18 protein-coding genes are annotated in these 19,201 nt (G+C 46.4%); 8 read left to right on the top strand and 10 right to left on the bottom strand.

The features are described 5' to 3' along the window. Positions 1 to 126 precede the first annotated feature (126 nt). The gene (locus ACO6UY_RS04700; RefSeq protein ID WP_422462116.1) at positions 127 to 504 is read right to left on the bottom strand and encodes a RidA family protein; all 378 of its coding nucleotides are present in this window, start codon (positions 502 to 504) and stop codon (positions 127 to 129) included. A 425-nt stretch (positions 505 to 929) separates the two neighbouring features. On the opposite strand from ACO6UY_RS04700, the gene ACO6UY_RS04695 reads away from it, so the two are divergent. After that, positions 930 to 1,358 (top strand): secondary thiamine-phosphate synthase enzyme YjbQ, encoded by a 429-nt coding sequence (locus ACO6UY_RS04695; protein WP_422446720.1) that lies wholly within the window; start codon positions 930 to 932, stop codon positions 1,356 to 1,358. Between the two features lie 160 nt (positions 1,359 to 1,518). After that, positions 1,519 to 1,764: a hypothetical protein gene (locus ACO6UY_RS04690; RefSeq protein WP_209203471.1), complete on the top strand. Its 246-nt coding sequence runs from the start codon at positions 1,519 to 1,521 to the stop codon at positions 1,762 to 1,764. A 124-nt stretch (positions 1,765 to 1,888) separates the two neighbouring features. Here the strand turns inward: ACO6UY_RS04690 and selD are convergent, their stop codons facing one another. Then, a complete protein-coding gene (selD, locus tag ACO6UY_RS04685; RefSeq protein ID WP_422462113.1) occupies positions 1,889 to 2,923 on the bottom strand; it encodes a selenide, water dikinase SelD in 1,035 nt (344 codons plus the stop codon). 284 nt (positions 2,924 to 3,207) lie between these two features. Between selD and ACO6UY_RS04680 the strand changes: the two genes are divergently transcribed. Further along, complete coding sequence (locus ACO6UY_RS04680) at positions 3,208 to 3,693, top strand: hypothetical protein (protein ID WP_422489223.1); 486 nt, start codon at positions 3,208 to 3,210, stop codon at positions 3,691 to 3,693. Positions 3,694 to 3,763: 70 nt separating this feature from the next. Here the strand turns inward: ACO6UY_RS04680 and ACO6UY_RS04675 are convergent, their stop codons facing one another. Next, positions 3,764 to 4,297, bottom strand: a complete 534-nt coding sequence (locus tag ACO6UY_RS04675; RefSeq protein ID WP_422489222.1) for a DUF2878 domain-containing protein — start codon at positions 4,295 to 4,297, stop codon at positions 3,764 to 3,766. A 187-nt stretch (positions 4,298 to 4,484) separates the two neighbouring features. Further along, on the bottom strand, positions 4,485 to 5,369 hold the full coding sequence (locus ACO6UY_RS04670; protein WP_422489220.1) for a PLP-dependent aminotransferase family protein: 885 nt from the start codon (positions 5,367 to 5,369) through the stop codon (positions 4,485 to 4,487). A 210-nt stretch (positions 5,370 to 5,579) separates the two neighbouring features. Between ACO6UY_RS04670 and ACO6UY_RS04665 the strand changes: the two genes are divergently transcribed. Beyond that, on the top strand, positions 5,580 to 6,137 hold the full coding sequence (locus tag ACO6UY_RS04665; RefSeq protein WP_422489219.1) for a LysE family translocator: 558 nt from the start codon (positions 5,580 to 5,582) through the stop codon (positions 6,135 to 6,137). Between the two features lie 78 nt (positions 6,138 to 6,215). Here the strand turns inward: ACO6UY_RS04665 and ACO6UY_RS04660 are convergent, their stop codons facing one another. The 6 genes from ACO6UY_RS04660 to ilvA form a co-directional block, all read right to left on the bottom strand. After that, entirely contained in the window at positions 6,216 to 7,301 is a 1,086-nt protein-coding gene (locus tag ACO6UY_RS04660; protein WP_422489217.1) for a hypothetical protein, read from the bottom strand. Between the two features lie 219 nt (positions 7,302 to 7,520). Further along, on the bottom strand, positions 7,521 to 8,582 hold the full coding sequence (locus ACO6UY_RS04655) for a ShET2/EspL2 family type III secretion system effector toxin (protein WP_422489215.1): 1,062 nt from the start codon (positions 8,580 to 8,582) through the stop codon (positions 7,521 to 7,523). A gap of 198 nt (positions 8,583 to 8,780) precedes the next feature. Next, positions 8,781 to 9,866, bottom strand: coding sequence for a hypothetical protein (locus ACO6UY_RS04650; protein WP_422446702.1), 1,086 nt, complete (start codon positions 9,864 to 9,866; stop codon positions 8,781 to 8,783). Between the two features lie 199 nt (positions 9,867 to 10,065). Further along, positions 10,066 to 11,133, bottom strand: a complete 1,068-nt coding sequence (locus ACO6UY_RS04645) for a ShET2/EspL2 family type III secretion system effector toxin (RefSeq protein ID WP_422446700.1) — start codon at positions 11,131 to 11,133, stop codon at positions 10,066 to 10,068. Positions 11,134 to 11,514: 381 nt separating this feature from the next. Next, complete coding sequence (locus ACO6UY_RS04640) at positions 11,515 to 12,585, bottom strand: hypothetical protein (protein WP_422459576.1); 1,071 nt, start codon at positions 12,583 to 12,585, stop codon at positions 11,515 to 11,517. 472 nt (positions 12,586 to 13,057) lie between these two features. Further along, positions 13,058 to 14,620 (bottom strand): threonine ammonia-lyase, biosynthetic, encoded by a 1,563-nt coding sequence (gene ilvA, locus ACO6UY_RS04635; RefSeq protein WP_422447915.1) that lies wholly within the window; start codon positions 14,618 to 14,620, stop codon positions 13,058 to 13,060. 125 nt (positions 14,621 to 14,745) lie between these two features. Between ilvA and rpiA the strand changes: the two genes are divergently transcribed. The 4 genes from rpiA (at position 14,746) to ACO6UY_RS04615 (ending at position 19,190) form a co-directional block, all read left to right on the top strand. Next, entirely contained in the window at positions 14,746 to 15,420 is a 675-nt protein-coding gene (gene rpiA, locus ACO6UY_RS04630; RefSeq protein ID WP_163369652.1) for a ribose-5-phosphate isomerase RpiA, read from the top strand. Positions 15,421 to 15,633: 213 nt separating this feature from the next. After that, positions 15,634 to 16,758 carry a branched-chain amino acid ABC transporter substrate-binding protein gene (locus ACO6UY_RS04625; protein WP_422446694.1) on the top strand — a complete coding sequence of 375 codons (1,125 nt, stop codon included), beginning with the start codon at positions 15,634 to 15,636 and terminating at the stop codon, positions 16,756 to 16,758. A 168-nt stretch (positions 16,759 to 16,926) separates the two neighbouring features. After that, positions 16,927 to 17,853, top strand: a complete 927-nt coding sequence (livH, locus tag ACO6UY_RS04620; protein WP_422459574.1) for a high-affinity branched-chain amino acid ABC transporter permease LivH — start codon at positions 16,927 to 16,929, stop codon at positions 17,851 to 17,853. Then, entirely contained in the window at positions 17,850 to 19,190 is a 1,341-nt protein-coding gene (locus ACO6UY_RS04615) for a high-affinity branched-chain amino acid ABC transporter permease LivM (RefSeq protein ID WP_422489212.1), read from the top strand. The genes livH and ACO6UY_RS04615 overlap by 4 nt, the downstream gene beginning before the upstream one ends. Positions 19,191 to 19,201: the final 11 nt, after the last annotated feature.

The following is a 19,201-nucleotide window of genomic DNA, read 5'->3' as shown; positions in this document are numbered from 1 at the left end:
GACTGACAACTTAGTCAGAAATATATGATTTCATTTGGTTAACTACTTAACCCCCCCGTTCAATTAATGGGTTCTCGAAATGTTACTTAATGAATGAGAACCATTGTTGGCTGCTCTGCCAACGGGTTAGTCAACCGTTGCCAGGGCTTCAATTTCTACCTTCACATCTTTTGGCAGACGGGCAACTTCAACCAGGCTGCGGGCAGGGAAAGGTACTTTGAAGTACTGCTTGTAGACTTCGTTTATATTGCTGAACTCATCCATATCGCGAACGAATACGGTGACTTTTTTCACCCGGTTCATGCCGCTGCCGGCCGCTTCCAATACCGCTTTCAGGTTTTTCAGGCACTGATGAGCCTGCTGTTTGGTGTCTTCAGATACTTCTCCGGTTTCCGGATCGATTGGCAGCTGGCCAGATGTGAAAACCAGGTTATCAAAGCGCATACCCTGAGAATATGGGCCGATAGCCGGAGGAGCGTCAGGGGTTTCGATCACTTTGTCCATGATGATTAAGCCGCTTTGTTTAAGGGAAAGGGGCGAGATTTTAGAGATGTCGCGTGTGTTTGTCATCGGTTCAAAGTGAATTTAGGGGTTTATTTTTGACCGGTTTCTCAAAGGTCATGACTGTTATGTTTATTCTTCAGGTGTCGTTTTTTGGCAGGTATGCTTTGTGTAGAACTTGATGGCAAGGAGAAAGCTCAGCCGAAAAGCCTCGTCCTCAAAACTCCTCTCCATATAGTGTTTTTTGAATTCTGAAAGCTTAATCTGGACTTATATAAACTGTCATGGGTAGATAGCCCGGTTTCCGGATTATGAACATCACGACAGATTTCAAAACTGTCACATTTTTATTGTAAAGTGACATCATGGATACGGATCCTTTTATGACTGACGGATTGTTATCGGCACCTTTGAGTGAGGGTTAAATTATGTGGTTCCAGAAACAGGTTCAGCTGCGTCCCTACCGGAGGGGGTTTCATGTGGTTACGGCCGAAATTATTGGTCAGTTACCGGAGCTGGAGAATTATAAGACAGGGATTTGTCATATCTTTTTACAGCATACTTCTGCTTCACTGACACTCAATGAGAATGCCGACCCCAATGTCCGTCATGATATGGAAGCCTTCAGCAATCATTATATCCCTGAAAATGAAGAGTATTTTCTCCATGTGATAGAAGGCAGTGATGATATGCCGGCCCACATTAAATCCAGCCTGTTTGGTGCCGATGTAATCATTCCAATCACGGACGGTTCGCTGGCTTTGGGTAATTGGCAGGGGATATGGCTGGGGGAACACAGAGACAGTGGCGGAAGTCGTAAGTTAATCATCACTTTACACGGTGAAAGTTATACGTAATGATAAAAAACAAGCAGCAACAATGTATTTTTTATACAGGAGGGTGAGACCAAACTGGCATTTTAACAATGCTGGACTATAACTATAAAAATTGGACAAGAAGTCAATCTCAATATTTCGGAATGGATATTCCGAAAACCAGTACCTAGAGGACATAGCTATGGCACGGAAAAAGCCGACTAAAGCTGCTGCTGGTTTTGATGGCGCTGATATAGGGTTTCTGGGGAGCCGCGACGAACCTGCTGAAGAGAGGACCGTTGAGTCTCGTAAAAAACTCAGGGCAAGTCTGGATGCCCAGGTAGAAGAGTTTTTGAAGAAAGGAGGCCAGATTGAGGAGGTTCCATCGAACATTACCGCAGACCCACCGAAAAAGCCCTCCGGTGAATATGGTAACAGACCAATATAGTTTAACCGTTAAAGCCCGGTATTCGCCGGGTTTTTTTTTGCATATATATTTTATACCAGAAGTGCACGACAACATGGATGCAAGACTGCCCATGAAAAATGATCAGTGAGCGCTTCCAGAAGATTCAAACGACTTCTACCCAATTACCACCGTCGTAAGGCGATAGTTTTCCAATTGGCTCCAGAGACAATTCAAATCTTGCCGCGACGTTATGGAAAGCTTCTTCGGCCGCCGGATCTACCGCGACCAACAGTCCACCACTGGTTTGGGGATCACAGAGAATGTGTTTCTGTTGCTCGGTAATATTGGCGGCTTTGTGGCCATAGCTGGCATAGTTTCTTTCCGTTCCGCCGGGAATGCAGCCCTGTTGACGATAGGTTTCCACATGAGGAAGAAGTGGCAGCTTGTCGTTATACAGCCTGGCTTTTACCTTGCTGCCTTCACAAACCTCGAGAAGATGGCCAAGAAGACCAAAGCCAGTAACATCGGTGATGGCACTGATGCCATTCAGCAGAGACAGGTCAGCCCCCATGGTATTCATTACGCACATGGAGTCACGGGCAATATGCTGGTGCTCCTCCTGCAACAGCTTTTTCTTTTGTGCTGTTGTGAGAATACCAACGCCAAGCGGCTTGGTCAGATAAAGCTTGTGACCGGCCTGAGCCTGATCATTTCTTTTCAGATGCTCAAGGGATACACGACCAGTGACGGCAAGTCCGAAGATGGGTTCAGGGGCGTCGATACTGTGGCCTCCGGCCAGAGGTATACCTGCATCGGCACAGGCCTGACGACCACCGTCTACTACCTGGGCTGCGACTTCCGGCGGTAGCTTGTTAACGGGCCAGCCAAGAATGGCTATGGCCATTAAGGGCGTGCCACCCATGGCGTAAATATCGCTAATGGCATTTGTCGCAGCGATGCGACCAAAGTCAAATGGATCATCAACAATAGGCATAAAGAAATCAGTCGTGCTGATGATCCCTTCACCATTGCCCAAGTCAACAACGGCTGCATCATCTTTGCTGGCATTACCTACAACCAGGTTAGGAAACTCTGGAAGAGTAAGGTTGGTTTGCAAAATACCGTCAAGAATCTGTGGTGAAATTTTACATCCACATCCCGCACCATGACTGTATTCTGTGAGCTTCAGATCCTTCATTAATACTGCCTCTGAGCTAACGCTTGAAATGCGCGTACTTTAGCACCGCGAACCCTTTTATTAAATGCCTTAAGGGCGAGAAGGTTGCACACATTTGCGGGGCACCCATAGAAAACAGAGGTTTCTAATGTCATTTCTCTGTGATAAAAGGTAATTTTAGACGTCAGTGTAAGTAGCTAGCTGTATAAAACTATACATTTTGGATTACATATTGCTACTCCCCTGGATCAGGTTGATCCAAAGCGAAAGAAGAATAGCGATAATTGATGAATCAGGAGAATCGGATGGGAGCACTAACTTTGCCTTGTTCTTCTATCGATGATTTGCTGCAGCAACAGTCGGCAGCGTTGCAGCAGTGGCTTGCCAGCGGTGATCGCAAGATCGAAGGTCTGGTTGTTCGTAAATTTCCCGCCTGGCTGGAGTCTTATCAATTTATTAAAGCAGGTTCAGGTGCCCAGTTTGATACTGCGCGTTTTCGCCTGATGATGTGTAATAAATATGATATCTGGCGAGTTAATATAGATATGATCTTTCATCCCAGGGTGCGGCTGTTGGATGACGGCTCTACCGCCGGTCCCGGAATATTATTTAATGTGCTGGATGATGAAGATCAGAGTGTTCTGATTGATTATTTTGAGGCAGGTGTTCCTGCCCCGGCGGATTCAATAACGCCGGAGCATTGGTGTACGTACTGGTTTAAGAAGCTGACCAGGAGTCATCACATTAATCGGATTTTCGCTTATAAAGAGTACGAGGCAGAAATTGATTGACTGTTTACCGGTGGTTTTATAGCTGACAGCAGCTTTTTAAACTGAAAAAGCTGCTGAGTAGCATAAGGCGTTATCCACTTTTTGCTTTATCCAGCCATGCCTGGGAAAAGGACTGAAGCATTGGGATAACAACTGCCCAGATAATGGCCAGGATCAACAGCGTCTGCCATAAAGGCTGGGCTAGGGTTACATCACTTATTTTTGACCCGGCCAAATAGCTTAATGGTCCCCCAAGGAAGCCCAGTATGGCTCCGTAGAGTTTGTGGGTTCGGGACCAGTCAAGGCTGTGCCTTAGAGTGGTGGCGAATATCAGCCACAGACAGGCCAGCCAGAGTGGTAAAATACGTCCAGCGTCATCCAGTTGAGAGTTAAACTTCAGGATTTCCAGATTTCCAAGAAAGCTATCGATAGCGCACCCCAGTAGCAAGGTAAGAGCCAGTATTTGTTTTTCCTTATGCCAGTTACCTATCCATAGCAAGTGGATAAAAAGGACTATTACGGCTGCAGCCAGGGCAATTTGATCCCCCCCAAGAACACAGGCAAGCCAGCCAAGCTGGAAAAGCAGATAATTAGCAATCAGTTTTATTTTGTCGTTTGTCATCATTATTAGAACACCAGTGGTCGATAGATGGGGTCCAGTTCTACGGTCAGGATGTCCCGAATGGTTTCCAAAGCGAACTGAACTTTATTGTCACTATCAGGGCTGCTGATACAAAGGCGTACGGCCTGGGGAACTGGGTAGCTGCCAACGGCAAACAGTTCTGACTGGAGTACTTTTACTCCTTTATTATTCAGATGTCGTACAAAAGTCTCGGCCCGCCAGGGTTCGGGTAGCTTGAGCCAGCCATGAAAACTATAAGTTTGTGCCTGCGTGCTATCTCAATGATTCGCTCTCGCCGTTGTATTGGCATAATAAGCGCTGTCGGATTTTGCAGGGATGGCATTAGATACAGCAGTTTCGGGCGGTGTTGCAGGCAGCACTGTTCCAGTGCTTCTGGAATCAGGCCATGCTCATCCATCGGCAAACCTATATGGTGAGTTTGCCATTGCCTTGCCGCATTGATGAACCCCGGATAGGTAAGGGACTCGGAAACGATGGTGTCCCCTGGCCGGGTGGCTGCCTGAAGAGCCATCATATTGCCATGCTGGCCCCCATTGGTGATAAGAATATTGTCTGGATTTACATGGATCGACAGCGTTGCAAGCCATCCGGCAATGATACTGCGATGCCTTTCAAGTCCGGTTTCAGGCAGATAGTCCAGCAGAGAAGTCATGCGCAGAGGGTCTGATGCAATCATTTGCAGCGTCTCGGCCAGTATCTCTTCTCTCGGTGCCGGAACCTGAAGGGTCAGGCTCATATCAATAAGCGTAGGCTCTGGTTTTTGAGGTACATTGAATTGGGCCTGCTGCCAGACCTTACCGGTAACAAAAGTTCCACTGCCCACTCTGGCGGTAATCAACCGTCGTCTTTCTGCTTCAGCATAGCCCCGGGTAATAGTACCAATGGTTACGTTAAGAACATCGGCAAGCCAGCGATGAGTAGGCAGTTTATCGCCTGAGTGTAATGATCCATTTTTAACGGCCTGCTCGATGGCATCGGCGAGAGCCATATATTTGGGGCCGGAATTGAAGGAAAGGCTTTTCAGCCAGCCCGGGAAGCTTATTTTTTTATCCATTGTCTTTTTATTATGTTTGAAATGATATCTTTGTCATGGTGACAATTTATTAATTGCACGCTTTTTTGTCCATGCATCATACTTCATTGAAGCCTTTATATCGTCGTTTGTTTGATTGTATGGGGGCAATTTTCAAGGGCATTGTTAAAATTTACAGAGAGAAAAATGAATGAGATAGAGATACTCTGGTTACCATTGGTAACCTTTGCCTTGAGCTCCAGTATTACACCCGGGCCCAATAATATTATGCTGGCAGCCAGTGGGGTCAATTATGGCTTTGCCAGAAGTATTCCCCACATGCTGGGTGTTTCTATTGGGTTCTTTATTCTGTTTCTTGGGGTTGCATTTGGACTGGGGAGTGTCTTTGAGAGGTATCCACAGCTGCAAACGGGTTTGAAATATATTGGGTCCATGTATCTATTGTGGCTGGCATGGAAGATTGCCACGGCTGCCAGTGTTTCAGAACAGGCGGACAGTAAAAGACCAATGACTTTTCTTCAGGCCATCAGTTTTCAGTTTGTGAATGTGAAAGCCCTGATGATGGCCGTCAGTAGCGCTGTTGTATTTACATTGCCTGGTGATAACTACACGCTTTCTGTTTTACTGGTTGGGGTGATATTTACTCTAATCAATCTGCCTTGTTGTTCAGTCTGGGTAGTTTTTGGCTCAGGATTGAGGCGATTTCTGAAAAATGAGCAAAGTTTAAGGGCTTTTAACTGGTCTCTGGCTTCACTGACAGCCGCATCGGTTGCGTTATTTTATGTCTGAGAAGCTGTATATTTTTGATCAGCCGGAACCGCTAATCCCGGTTTATAAAAAATGCCAGGTAAGTTGTGGGGTGATCTGTCAACCATTACGTCTACCTCTGAATAAGGGATGATGTTCATGCCCTGCTTCTGAGCCACATCGCAAGCCGTCAGGTGAGCCACCAAAGCACTGGACATCACATTCATCAGCAGATTTCTTCCTGTCATCAATATTAATTAGTGATCCATCAAAGATGTTACGGTAACTGGCTTGTAGATCTTTGTCGGTAATGTGTGCAGCCAAACCCGGTTCCGAGAGCAGGAATGTTTTGTGCATAATTGTTTCGTTAGGGTCATAAAAAATAACCTTCATGCATCCATCCTGCTTCTTTAATCTCAGGGCCATTACGTGGCCAAATCTTGAATCACCTTTTGTATGAAACAAAAAATTCTTTTCATCGCCAGCAGGTATATTCCAATACTTTTCTACCAGCCCCGAAAGAGCCTCAGAAAACGCTCCCTCGTGGAAATAATATCCATCTGCATAAAAGGATTTGGGAGTAGTTCGGATGTTTTTCAATCCATCTGGAATATAGTGTGCTTCTGCTGCTGGAAAAAAAGATGTATTTGCAAAGGTTGATTGTATTTTTTTTGGGGTATCTATTGTTTTAAAAGTCTCTTTTCCCCGACCAAACACTTTTGTGGCATAAGCCCAGGCGATATGTCGGCAGACTATTTTTCTTCCAGGTGCTACGGTGTCAGTATCAGAGCGACGTACTGTGCAGTTAAGGCACTTTGAGTGCCAGGGTTTAATGGAGTAATACATGGGAATTGGAGCAACACTGCCATCCTGTTTGACAGCAAGTTTAACCTTAAGTATGCGCCCTTCATCATGCAGTTTGTCTATCTTATTGGAAACATAGCTGGTTGAGCTCTTGCAGGCTGACGGGATGCTGATGTTATAAGCACTTATTGGCTTATGGAGTCTTTTGGTAAACCATGCATTTGGGTGTTCTTTCATCAGCTTTTGGGTGTTACCGTCTAAAACGCTGACAGAATAACGGCCAAACAGTGCTTTGATGCCATTAACAAGGGATTTGATGACCCTGATTGGCAGTAAGGATTCTGAATGTCTAAACCATGAATGTGATAGTGCTGACAATACACTTAGCTTGATATGATCCATTACATGATATCCCTTGCTTGATTCTTATGATTCATTTGCTTGAAACCTTTAGAGTACAAAAGTTCTAAAAAGTTCCACGGCTATCCATCAGCTCAGGAAAGAGTGATGTTTTATGTTTGAGAGGCTGTATGTTTTTTATCAGCCGGGATCGCGCATCACGGTTTATGAAAAATGCCAGGTAAGTTATGGGGTGATTTATCAACCAATATCTTTTCTCCATCATGCCCCGAATAAGGGATGATCCAGATGCCCCGGTGCTGCAAGCAACAGGGTAGGTGAGCCACCAAAGAACTGAATATCACATTTATCAGCCGACTTTTTCCTGTCATCAATATTAACAAGTGCTCCATCAAAGAGGTAGCTTGCCCCGAGATCTTCGCCGGTAATGTGTGCAGCCAAACCGGGTTCCGAGAGAAGGATTGTTTTGTGCATGAGTGTAGCGTTAGGGTCGTAAAAAATAACCTTCATGCATCCATCCTGTTTCTTTAATCTCAGGGCCATATGGTGGGATTCTAATTCATCACCTCGTGAATCAATAAGAAAATTCTTTTCATCGCCACAAGCCATATTCCAGTACTTTTCTACCAGCCTCGTAAGAGCCTCTGAAAACTTTCCCTCACGGAAATAATAGCCATCAGCATAATAGGATCTGACAGTAGTTGCGCCGTCTTCTAATCCCTCTGGATGAAGGTGCGCAACCATTGATGGATTAGCATATGTATTGGCAAAGGTTGTTTGTATTTTTTCCGGGGTGTTTATTGTTTTAAAAGTATCTTTTCCCCGACCAAACACTTTTGTGGCATAAGCCCAGGCGAAATGTCGGCAGACAATTTTTGCTCCGGGTGCTTTGGTGTCAGTATCAGAGCGGTGGGCTTTACCATTAAGGCATATGGGGGAGCAGGTATTATCGGAGTTATACATGGGGATTGGGACAACACTGCTATCCTGCTTGAAAGCGAGTTTAACCTGAAGCCTACGCCCTTCATCATGCAGTTTGTCTGTCTTATTGGAAACATAGCCGGTTGGGTGCTTGCAGGCTGACGGGATGCTAATGTTATAAGCACTTAATGGTTTATGGAGTATTTGGGTAAACCGTGCATTTGGATGTTCTTTCATCAGCTGTTGGGTGTTACCGTATAAAACGCTGACAGAATAACGACCAAACAATGCCTTGATACCATTAACAAGGCATTTTATAGCCCTGATTAGCAGTAAGGATTCTGAATGTCTGTACCATGAATGTGATAGTGCTGAAAAAACACTAAGCTTGATTTGATCCATTACATGATATCCCTTGTTTGATTCTCATGATTCATTTGCTTGGAACTTTTAGAGGACAAAAGTTTTAAAAAGTTCCAAGGCTATCCCTCAGCTCAGGAAAGAGTGATGTTTTATGCTTGAGAGGTTGTATATTTTTTATAAGCCGGGAGCGCTAATCCCGCTTTATAAAAAATGCCAGGTAAGTTGTGGGGTGATCTGTCAACCATTACGTCTACCTCTGAATAAGGGATGACGTTCATGCCCTGCTGCTGATAAACATCGCAAGTCGTCAGTTGATCCACCAAAGCACTGGACATCACATTCATCAGCAGATTTCTTCCTGTCATCAATATTAATTAGTGCTCCATCAAAGATGTTACGGTAACTGTCTTGTAGATCTTTGCCGGTAATGTGTGCAGCCAAACCTGGTTCTGAGAGCAGGAAGGTTTTGTGCATAAGTGTTTCGTTAGGGTCATAAAAAATAACCTTCATGCATCCATCCCGCTTCTTTAATCTCAGGGCCATTGCGTGGCCCGAGCCTTTATCAACTTTTGACCGAAAATAGAAATTCTTTTCATCGCCAGCAGGCATATTCCAATACTTTTCTACCAGTCCCGAAAGAGCCATAGAAAACGCTCCCTCGTGGAAATAATATCCATCGGCATAAAAGGATCTGTTAGTAATTGGGCCTTTTTTTATTCCATCTGGATTACGGAGCGCATGCCTTAAAGGAATATCAGGTGTATTTGCAAAGATTGACTGTATCTTTTTTGGGGTGTTTATTCTTTTAAAAGTCTCTTTTCCCCGACCAAACACTTTTGTGGCATAAGCCCAGGCGATGTGTCGGCAGTTTATTTTTTCTCCAGGTGCGACGGTGTCAGTATCAGAGCGACGCGCTGAGCCATTAAGGCACTTGGAGTGCCAGGGTTTAATGGAGTAATACATGGGGATTGGAGCAATACTGCCATCCTGTTTGAAAGCAAGTTTAACCTTAAGTCTACGCCCTTCATCATGCAATTTATCTATCTTATTGGAAACATAGCTGGTTGAACTCTTGCAGGCTGACGGGATGCTGATGTTATAAGCACTTATTGGCTTATGGAGTCTTTGGGTAAACCATGCATTTGGGTGTTCTTTCATCAGCTTTTGGGTGCTACCGTCTAAAACGCTGACAGAATAAGGACCAAACAGTGCCTTGATGCCATTAACAAGAGATTTTATGACCCTGATTGGCAGTAAGGATTCTGAATGTCTGCACCATGAATGTGATAGTGCTGGCAGAACACCAAGTTTGATATGATCCATTACATGATATCCCTTGCTTGATTCTTATGATTCATTTGCTTGAAACTTTTAGAGTATAAAAGTTCTAAAAAGTTCCACGGCTATCCTTCAGCTCAGGAAAGAGTGGTGTTTTATGTTTCAGAGGTTGTATATTTTTTATAAGCCGGGACCGCTAATCCCGGTTTATAAAAAATGCCAGGTAAGGTTATGTGGTGATCTATCAATCAGTTTCTCTTCTCGGCAGGAATCGGGGATGATCGATATGCCCAAGAGCAAGTGCATTCATCCGGAACTGATAATATGAGCCACCAAAAAACTGGATATTACACTCATCAACAGACCTCTTCCTGTCATCAATATTAACAAGAGCTCCTTCATCAAAGAAGATACTGGGTCCAAGATCTTCAATGGTAATGTGTGCAGCCAAACCGGGTTCCGAGAGAAGGAATGTTTTGTGCATGAGTGTATAGTTAGGGTCGTAAAAAATAACCTTCATGCACCCATCCTGCTTCTTTAATCTCAGGGCCATTATGTGGCCAATTATATTGTTCCCTCGTGTCTCAAAAAGAAAATTCTTTTCATCGCCATTCGCCATATTCCAGTGGTTTTCTACCAGCCTCGTAAGAGCCTCAGGAAACATTTCCTTCAAGAAATAATATCCATCAGCATAATAAGTTCTTTCAGTTTTTGGGCCCTCAAGGTACGCATCCTTTGATGGAGTATCAGGTGTATTGGCAAAGGTTGACTGTATTTTTTCCGGGGTAGCTACTTTATCAAAATCTTTTCTCCGGCCAAACACTTTTGTGGCATAAGCCCAGGTGAAATGATCGCAGCTTATTTCTTTTCCAGGCGCTACGGTGTCAGTATCAGAGCGGTGGACTTGACAATTAAGGTTTATGGGGGGGTAGGAATTATCGGAATTATAGATGGGGATTGGGGCAACACTGCCATTCTCATTGAAAGCCAGTTTAACCAGCATTCCGCGCCTTTCTTTGTATAGTTTTTCTATTTTATTGGAAATATAGGGAGTTGAACTCTTACAGGCTGACGGAATGCTAATATCAAAGACATTTAATGGTTTGCGGAGTTTTTGGGTATACAATGCATCTGGGTGTTCTTTCATCAGCTTTTGGGTATTACTGTCTAAGGCGCTGACAGAAAAACGGCCAAAATAGGCCTTGATGCCATTAACAAGACATTTTATTGCCCTGATTAGCAGTAAGGATTCTGCATTTTTGTGCCATGTATATAAAAGTGCTGACTGAGCATTCAGTTTGATTTGATCCATTACTTAATATCCTTGTGTTATTTAATTTTTATAATTAATTTGTCTAAAATCTTAGAGTGCAAAAGTACTAATAAGTTCCGTGGCTGTTCCCCTTTTCAGAAAAGAGTGAAGTTTGTTGTTGCAGGCAGGGTGGTTTGATGGGGGGGGATTTATTGGGTTTAGTTGGAAAGTTGTGTGCTTGTCATAGGAAAGCAGGTGCCAGTTTGGAAGATCGGAGAAGGTTTTTTTTAACCCGGAGGTCATGTTTTTAACTGGTCTATGGCTTCACTAACAGACATTTCGGTAGTGCTGTTTTATGTTTGAGAGGCTGTATGTTTTTTATAAGCCGGGATCGCTTATCCCGGTTTATAAAAAATGACAGGTAAACTATTTGGTGATCTATCAATCAGGAGCTCGTCTGAATAAGGGATGATCTATATGCCCGGGTTCTAAAAGCAGCGAGGAAGGTGGGCCACCAAAGAACTGGATATCACATTCATCAGCAGATTTCTTCCTGTCATCGATATTAACGAGTGCTCCATTAAATAGGAAGCTCGCTCCAAGATCTTCAACAGTAATGTGTGCAGCCAAACCGGGTTCTGAGAGAAGGATTGTTTTGTGTATGAGTGTACCGTTAGGGTCGTAAAAAATAACCTTCATGCATCCATCCTGCTTTTTTAATCTCATGGCCATATCGTGGCCAGCTAATTCTTTATCTTTTCGTGAACCAAAAAGAAAATTCTTTTCATTACCAGCAGCCATATTCCAGTACTTTTCTGTCAGCATCGTAAGAGCTTCAGAAAACTTTCCCTCACGGAAATAATATCCATCAGCAAAATAAGATTTTTTTGTAATTGGGCCATTTTCTAATCCATCTGGATTATGGTGCACAAATGATGAAGGACGATCAGGTGTATTTGCAAAGGTTGACTGTATTTCTTTCGGGGTAGCTACTTTATGAAAATCTTTTCTCCGACCAAACACTTTTGTGGCATAAGCCCAGGCGAAATGTCGGCAGACTATTGTTTTTCCAGGTGCTACGGTGTCAGTATCAGAGCGGTGGACTTGACAATTAAGGTTTATCGGGGGGTAGGAATTATCGGAATTATAGATGGGGATTGGGGCAACACTGCCATTCTCATTGAAAGCCAGTTTAACCAGCATTCCGCGTCCTTCTTTATACAGTTTTTCTATTTTATTGGAAATATAGGGGGTTGAGCTTTTACAGGCTGACGGAATGCTAATATCAAAGACATTTAATGGTTTATGGAGTTTTTGGGTATACAGTGCATCTGGGTGTTCTTTCATCAGCTTTTGGGTGTTACTGTCTAAGGCGCTAACAGAAAAACGACCATAATATGCCTTGATGCCATTAATAAGGCATTTTATGGCCCTGATTAGCAGTAAGGAATCTGCATTCTTGTGCCATGTAAATAAACGTGCGGCCTGAGCATCCAGTTTGATTTGATCCATTACGTAATATCCTTGTGTTATTTAATTCTTATGATTAATCTGCTCAAATTCTTTAGAGTATAAAAGTACTAATAAGTTCCGTGGCTGTTCCTCTTTTCAGAAAAGAGTGAAGTTTGTTGTTGCAGGCAGGATCGTTTGGTGAGTATCTATTGATTGGATTTTTGGGCTCGAGGCCCCACCGGCATGCGCCATAAAACTTAGAGATCATGGTGCATGACGTTAGGCTCGGGTGTCGGTTTCTTCAGGTGACGACCTGCATGTTTAGCCTCCTGGTACACGGTTTAAAGGTAATTGATGGGTTCCTTTTATTGGCGTCCAAACTCCGTTCGTCCTGAGCGTCCTTCGACCCCGCTCAGGATGCACGGTCGAAGGGCGTAAGCTTCATACCCTGAATAAAGACTGTGCCAATCACCCTTCGACTCCGCTCAGGGTGAACGGAGATTGTACACGTCAAACCCATTGAAACCATGCACTAGTCTCCCAGGAACGCCTTATAAGCCTCATTCTCATTTTCAGACCAGTAACGGTAGCCAATGGCATCAAGATATTCAGGGATATGCTGGTGCTCCTCTTCCGGGACATCCAGGCCTATCGCAACCCGTCCATAGGCCGCTCCGTGGTTGCGATAGTGGAACATGGTGATATTCCAGCGCTGGCCCAGTTTGCTCAGGAAGTTTAATAAGGCTCCCGGGCGCTCCGGGAATTCAAACCGGTAAACCTGTTCATTGTTGACCGCTTCGCTATGCCCGCCCACCATGTGGCGAACATGGAGTTTGGCCATTTCATTGTCGGTCAGGTCAACCACGGGGTAGCCGTGCTGCTGGAGTTCATTAACCAGACGGTCGATGGGCATCTGATCAGGGTGGACCTGAACACCGACAAAGATTCTGGCTTTGTCCGGGTTATGGTAGCGATAGTTAAACTCGGTGATATTTCTGCGACCCAGCAGTTCACAGAACTGTTTAAAGCTTCCGGGTTGTTCCGGAATGGTAACAGCGATGATCGCTTCCCGCTTTTCACCCAGCTCTGTGCGTTCCGAGACATAGCGCAAACGGTCAAAGTTGATGTTGGCACCGCTGTCAACGGCCAGCAGTGTTTGGCCCCGGACCCTGTCCCGACTGACATACTTCTTCATACCGGCAATGCCCAGGGCACCGGCAGGTTCACAGACAGAGCGGGTATCATCAAAGATATCCTTGATCGCGGCACAGATTTCGTCGGCGGTGACGGTGATGACCTCGTCAATACACTCCCGGCAGATCCTGAATGTCTCTTCACCAATCTGCGCCACCGCTACACCATCGGCAAAGATGCCCACATGGGGCAGGACAACCCGTTCACCCGCATCAAGCGCCGCCTTCAGGCAGGCCGACTCTTCAAACTCAACACCGATGACTTTGACGTCGGGCCGCAGGTACTTGATATAGGCGCTGATACCTGCCGCCAGACCACCGCCGCCCACCGGGATGAACACCGCATCCAGGGCACCGGTCTGTTGACGCAGGATCTCCATGCCGATAGTGCCCTGACCTGCGATGGTATCTATATCATCATAAGGGTGAATAAAGGTGTAGCCGTGCTTTTCAACCAGGGTAAAAGAGTGAGCCAGAGCCTGGTCAAAAGCGTCGCCATGCAGTACGACCCTGGCTCCGTAAGCCCGTACCGACTTCACTTTGATCTCGGGGGTGGTGACCGGCATGACGATGGTGGCCTTGATTCCCATTTCCCGGGAGGCCAGGGCTACTCCCTGGGCATGATTCCCGGCCGAAGCGGCAATAACGCCGCGTTCTTTTTCTGCCGTCGTGAGCTGGGCCAGCTTGTTATAAGCGCCCCGAATTTTGAAGGAGAATACCGGTTGTAAGTCTTCCCGCTTCAGGAGAACCCGGTTATCCAGGCGCTGACTGAGGAAGCGGGCCTCATCAATCGGGGTTTCGATGGCGACATCATAGACCCTGGCTTCCAGTATTTTTCGAATATAACGGTGTGGCATGCTGTCCTGCTGGTGTCTTCTGTTAGCTTTATTGAGTTCAGGCAGTGCTGCGAAGCTCTCATTCTATAGGAATAAGCTTCAGGATGGCACTCGTCCAATTTGCCGGAAAATGGTGTAATATACGGCGCGTTTTCAGCCCTATTAACCGCTCAGTATTATCAGGAAACCCCATGAATCAGGATCAGCTCAAAAAGGCCACCGCCGAAGCCGCATTGCAATATATCCTGCCCCATCTGGAAAAAGATATGGTGATCGGTGTTGGCACCGGTTCTACTGCGCGCTTTTTTATTGATGCGCTGGCTGAATACAAGGATGATTTTGATGGCTGTGTCTCCAGCTCTGAGGCATCTACCGAGCAGCTGAAATCCCATGGTATTCCTGTTTATGACCTGAATACGGTGTCTGACCTGCGCTTTTATATTGATGGTGCAGATGAAGCCAATGAACATCTTCACCTGATTAAAGGAGGTGGTGCGGCACTGACCCGGGAAAAGATCATTGCAGCGGTAGCCAGAGAGTTCATTTGCATTGCCGATGAGAGCAAGGCGGTGGGTGTGCTGGGTGAATTCCCATTGCCGGTGGAAGTCATTCCCATGGCTCGCAGTCATGTTGGCCGTGAGCTGGTAAAGCTGGGAGGCGATCCTGCCTACCGCGAAGGGGTGGTGACTGATAATGGTAACGTGATTCTGGATGTCTGGAATATGAAGATTCTGGATCCGGTTGCACTGGAGCAAAAAATCAATGGCATCGTTGGTGTGGTGACTAATGGTCTGTTCGCCTGTCGTCCTGCTGATGTGCTGCTGTTGGGTACAAACGACGGTGTTAGAACAATTACCGGCAAATGATTAAAGCGGGTTCTCTGGAACAGCTGTGATCTTTAGTTATTGATAGGTGGATTCCGCTGTTGCCATAAAAAAACCGCAATATTAGGCTGGATCGAATAGAAAAAATCCTTAATATAGCTATTGCTAATAATAAAAATGCTTGGCGACCTGCGTTGAGCGTAGTGAATGCTCTGTAAACTCAGGCATGAAAAACAACAATAAAGAGTGACTGACATGCTGAAATCATTCAATAAAAAAATGGCAGTCTTGACTGCCGCAGTGGCACTGGGCAGTGCATCCATCGCATCCGCAGAAGATACCATCAAAATCGCCCTGGCAGGCCCGGTAACCGGACCGGTTGCCCAGTATGGCGATATGCAGTTTATTGGTGCCAAAATGGCCATTGAGCAGATTAACCAGGCGGGTGGCGTCAATGGCAAGGAGCTGGAAGGGGTTGTCTTCGATGATGCCTGTGACCCCAAGCAAGCCGTAGCGGTTGCCAACAGGATTGTAAACGACGATATTCGATTTGTTGTCGGTCATCTCTGTTCTTCTTCAACTCAGCCTGCTTCTGATATTTATGAAGATGAAGGTGTTTTGATGATCACTGCCGCCTCAACCAGCCCGGACATCACCACCCGTGGCTATGAGCTGATTTTCAGAACCATTGGTCTGGACAGCATGCAGGGGCCAACGGCTGCGAAATACATCATTGATGCGGTAAAACCACAGAAAATGGCGGTGATTCACGACAAGCAGCAGTACGGAGAAGGCCTGGCCTCCAGTGTTCGTGACGAAGTTCAGAAGGCCGGAGTTAACGTTGCGCTTTATGAAGGTGTAACGGCCGGCGACAAAGACTTCTCTGCCCTGATTGCCAAGCTCAAGAAAGAGGATGTCGATTTCGTTTATTACGGTGGTTATCACCCTGAGCTGGGCCTGATTTTGCGCCAGAGTGCAGAGAAGGGGCTGGATGTTAAGTTCATGGGGCCTGAAGGTGTCGGCAACAAGGATATCTCTGCCATTGCCGGTGAGGCCTCAGAAGGCTTGCTGGTCACTCTGCCCAAGAGTTTTGACCAGGATCCGGCCAATGCCCGGTTGGTGGAGGCATTCAAGGCCAGGAGTGAAGATCCTTCCGGCCCGTTTGTCTTTCCCGCTTACTCTGCGGTGCAGGTCATGGCAGATGGCATGAAGCTGTCCGCCAGTGAAGACCCTGAGAAAGTTGCCGGCAGCCTGCGTGCCAATAACTTCAAAACACCAACCGGTGACCTTGGCTTTGATGGCAAGGGTGACCTGAAGGACTTCAGCTTTGTCGTTTATCAGTGGCATTCTGATGGCAGCAAAACTGCCCTGACCAAGTGATCGGAACAGTGCCCTGCCTGCATGGGCAGGGTATCAATAAAGGAAATAGTGCAGTCGACTAACCAGACGGCACCAGTCTAATAATACTAAAGCAGTAAAAGGCCTGCAGGGAGAGCAGAACGCCATAAGCGTTATTGCAACATGCGGGCCTTTTTTATGGATTCGACCATGCCTGAGTCAGCCTATTATTTTATCCAGCAATTGCTGAACGGCCTTACTGTCGGGAGCACCTATGCCCTGATAGCCATCGGTTACACGATGGTCTATGGCATCATTGGAATGATCAACTTTGCCCACGGCGAGATATATATGATCGGCAGCTATGTTGCCTTTGCCGTGCTGGCCGGTCTTGCCTTGATGGGGGTTGACAGTATTGCCCTGATGCTGGCCGCCGCCTTTATCATCAGTATTATTATTACCAGTACTTATGGCTTTGCCGTTGAGCGGGTGGCCTATCGACCATTAAGAAACAGTAACCGACTGATTGCCCTGATCTCGGCAATCGGTATGTCTATTTTTCTGCAGAACTATGTGCGTATCGCCCAGGGCTCGAGAGATGTCGCAATGCCCAGCCTGATTACCGGTGGCTGGACGTTTGGGCCCGCTGATGCGTTTAATGTCACTCTGTCGTACATGCAGGTGGTGATTTTCATTATTACGTTTATCACCATGACACTTCTGACGCTGTTTATTTCCAAATCAAGGATGGGGCGTGCATGCCGGGCATGTGCAGAAGACCTGGGCATGACCCGGCTGCTTGGCATCAATACCAACCAGGTTATCTCCCTGACCTTTATTATCGGTGCGGCACTGGCGGCAGTGGCCGGTGTTTTACTGGGGCTCTACTACGGCGTTATTAACCCCTATATCGGTTTTCTGGCGGGTTTGAAAGCGTTTACAGCGGCGGTTCTTGGTGGCATCGGCAGTATTCCGGGAGCTGTGCTTGGCGGCCTGATTCTTGGTGTTACCGAAGCGTTTACCGCAGGGTATTTCAGTAGTGAATATAAAGACGTCGTCGCCTTTAGTCTGCTGGTACTGATTCTGTTATTCCGACCTTCAGGGATTCTCGGCAAGCCGGAGGTAGAAAAGGTATGAATCGTCAGTCTTCTACCACACTGCGCTGGTTTCCCGCTTTTATGGCAACCGGAGCGCTGTTGCTGCTTGCTGTGTTAATGCTCGGGGTTCAGCTATCCACTGAAAATACAGAGTTGGTCGTTTACTTTGCGGCCAGTGAACGGTGGCAGCTGATTCTTGCCGGTGTTGTCCTGGTTTTCCTGGTTCAGTTATTCCGCAACCCCATCTCTGCTTTCTGGCAGGGAGCCAAAAAACACAATCCACTACCGCAGGTTCAGCTGCCATCACTGGATGACAATAAACCTCTGAAGCGGCTGCTGATCAGTTTTGCGGTGGCCGGGCTGCTGGTCTGGCCTTTCTTTGTTTCCCGTGGTGCGGTGGACCTGGCAACACTGGCGCTTATTTATGTCATGCTTGGTCTGGGCCTTAACGTGGTTGTTGGTCTGGCAGGTCTTCTGGATCTTGGTTATGTGGGTTTCTATGCCGTTGGAGCTTACAGCTATGCGCTGTTGAGCCAATACTTTGGTCTCGATTTCTGGAGCTGCCTGTTGATCGGCGGTGTTATGGCGGCATTCTTCGGCTTTATCCTGGGGTTTCCGGTATTAAGGCTTCGTGGAGACTACCTGGCCATTGTTACCCTTGGCTTTGGCGAGATTATTCGTATTTTGCTGAATAACTGGACCTCAATTACCGGAGGGCCAAACGGGATCAGTCAGATTCCAAAACCAACGTTGTTTGGTCTGGAATTTTCCCGGCGAGCCAAAGAAGACGGCAATGTACCATTTCACGAGTTCTTCGGGATTGACTACAGCAGCGGCTATAAAGTGATTTTCCTTTATATCCTGGCGCTGCTTCTGGTGCTGTTAACGCTCTACATTATTAATCGCCTGTTAAGAATGCCGATTGGCCGGGCCTGGGAAGCACTTCGGGAAGATGATATTGCCTGTCGCTCACTGGGTTTGAATCCAACAGCCATCAAACTGTCGGCCTTTACCATCGGTGCGGCGTTTGCCGGATTTGCCGGTACTTTCTTTGCGGCCCGGCAGGGTTTTATCAGTCCGGAGTCTTTTACCTTTATTGAGTCAGCCATCATCCTTGCGATTGTGGTCCTGGGAGGCATGGGGTCACAGATGGGCGTTATTCTTGCCGCCATTATCATGACCGTACTGCCCGAGTTTGCCCGGGAGTTTCAGGAGTACCGGATGCTGATGTTTGGCCTGATGATGGTGTTGATGATGATGTGGCGTCCGGAAGGATTGATGCCCATGAAACGTCCACATCTGACGTTGAAAGATCATCCGTCGGATAAAAAAGATGATGCTTCTGTTAATCGTCAGCCCATTGCTGAAAGCGTTTAATCTGCAGGGAG

It is taken from the genome of Endozoicomonas sp. ALE010, from assembly GCF_049310165.1.
GTDB lineage: Bacteria > Pseudomonadota > Gammaproteobacteria > Pseudomonadales > Endozoicomonadaceae > Endozoicomonas.
This window is presented reverse-complemented; position numbering and strand designations above follow the sequence as displayed.

Bases quoted from the DNA above. Each gene is read 5' to 3' on its own strand.
- selD (WP_422462113.1), bottom strand. From the start codon at position 2,923: ATGAAGGATCTGAAGCTCACAGAATACAGTCATGGTGCGGGATGTGGA.
- ACO6UY_RS04615 (WP_422489212.1), top strand. From the start codon at position 17,850: ATGAATCGTCAGTCTTCTACCACACTGCGCTGGTTTCCCGCTTTTATG.
- rpiA (WP_163369652.1), top strand. From the start codon at position 14,746: ATGAATCAGGATCAGCTCAAAAAGGCCACCGCCGAAGCCGCATTGCAA.
- ACO6UY_RS04670 (WP_422489220.1), bottom strand. From the start codon at position 5,369: ATGGATAAAAAAATAAGCTTCCCGGGCTGGCTGAAAAGCCTTTCCTTC.
- ACO6UY_RS04645 (WP_422446700.1), bottom strand. From the start codon at position 11,133: ATGGATCAAATCAAACTGAATGCTCAGTCAGCACTTTTATATACATGG.
- livH (WP_422459574.1), top strand. From the start codon at position 16,927: ATGCCTGAGTCAGCCTATTATTTTATCCAGCAATTGCTGAACGGCCTT.
- ACO6UY_RS04675 (WP_422489222.1), bottom strand. From the start codon at position 4,297: ATGATGACAAACGACAAAATAAAACTGATTGCTAATTATCTGCTTTTC.
- ACO6UY_RS04650 (WP_422446702.1), bottom strand. From the start codon at position 9,866: ATGGATCATATCAAACTTGGTGTTCTGCCAGCACTATCACATTCATGG.
- ACO6UY_RS04700 (WP_422462116.1), bottom strand. From the start codon at position 504: ATGGACAAAGTGATCGAAACCCCTGACGCTCCTCCGGCTATCGGCCCA.
- ACO6UY_RS04640 (WP_422459576.1), bottom strand. From the start codon at position 12,585: ATGGATCAAATCAAACTGGATGCTCAGGCCGCACGTTTATTTACATGG.
- ACO6UY_RS04655 (WP_422489215.1), bottom strand. From the start codon at position 8,582: ATGGATCAAATCAAGCTTAGTGTTTTTTCAGCACTATCACATTCATGG.
- ACO6UY_RS04660 (WP_422489217.1), bottom strand. From the start codon at position 7,301: ATGGATCATATCAAGCTAAGTGTATTGTCAGCACTATCACATTCATGG.
- ACO6UY_RS04690 (WP_209203471.1), top strand. From the start codon at position 1,519: ATGGCACGGAAAAAGCCGACTAAAGCTGCTGCTGGTTTTGATGGCGCT.
- ACO6UY_RS04625 (WP_422446694.1), top strand. From the start codon at position 15,634: ATGCTGAAATCATTCAATAAAAAAATGGCAGTCTTGACTGCCGCAGTG.
- ACO6UY_RS04680 (WP_422489223.1), top strand. From the start codon at position 3,208: ATGGGAGCACTAACTTTGCCTTGTTCTTCTATCGATGATTTGCTGCAG.
- ACO6UY_RS04695 (WP_422446720.1), top strand. From the start codon at position 930: ATGTGGTTCCAGAAACAGGTTCAGCTGCGTCCCTACCGGAGGGGGTTT.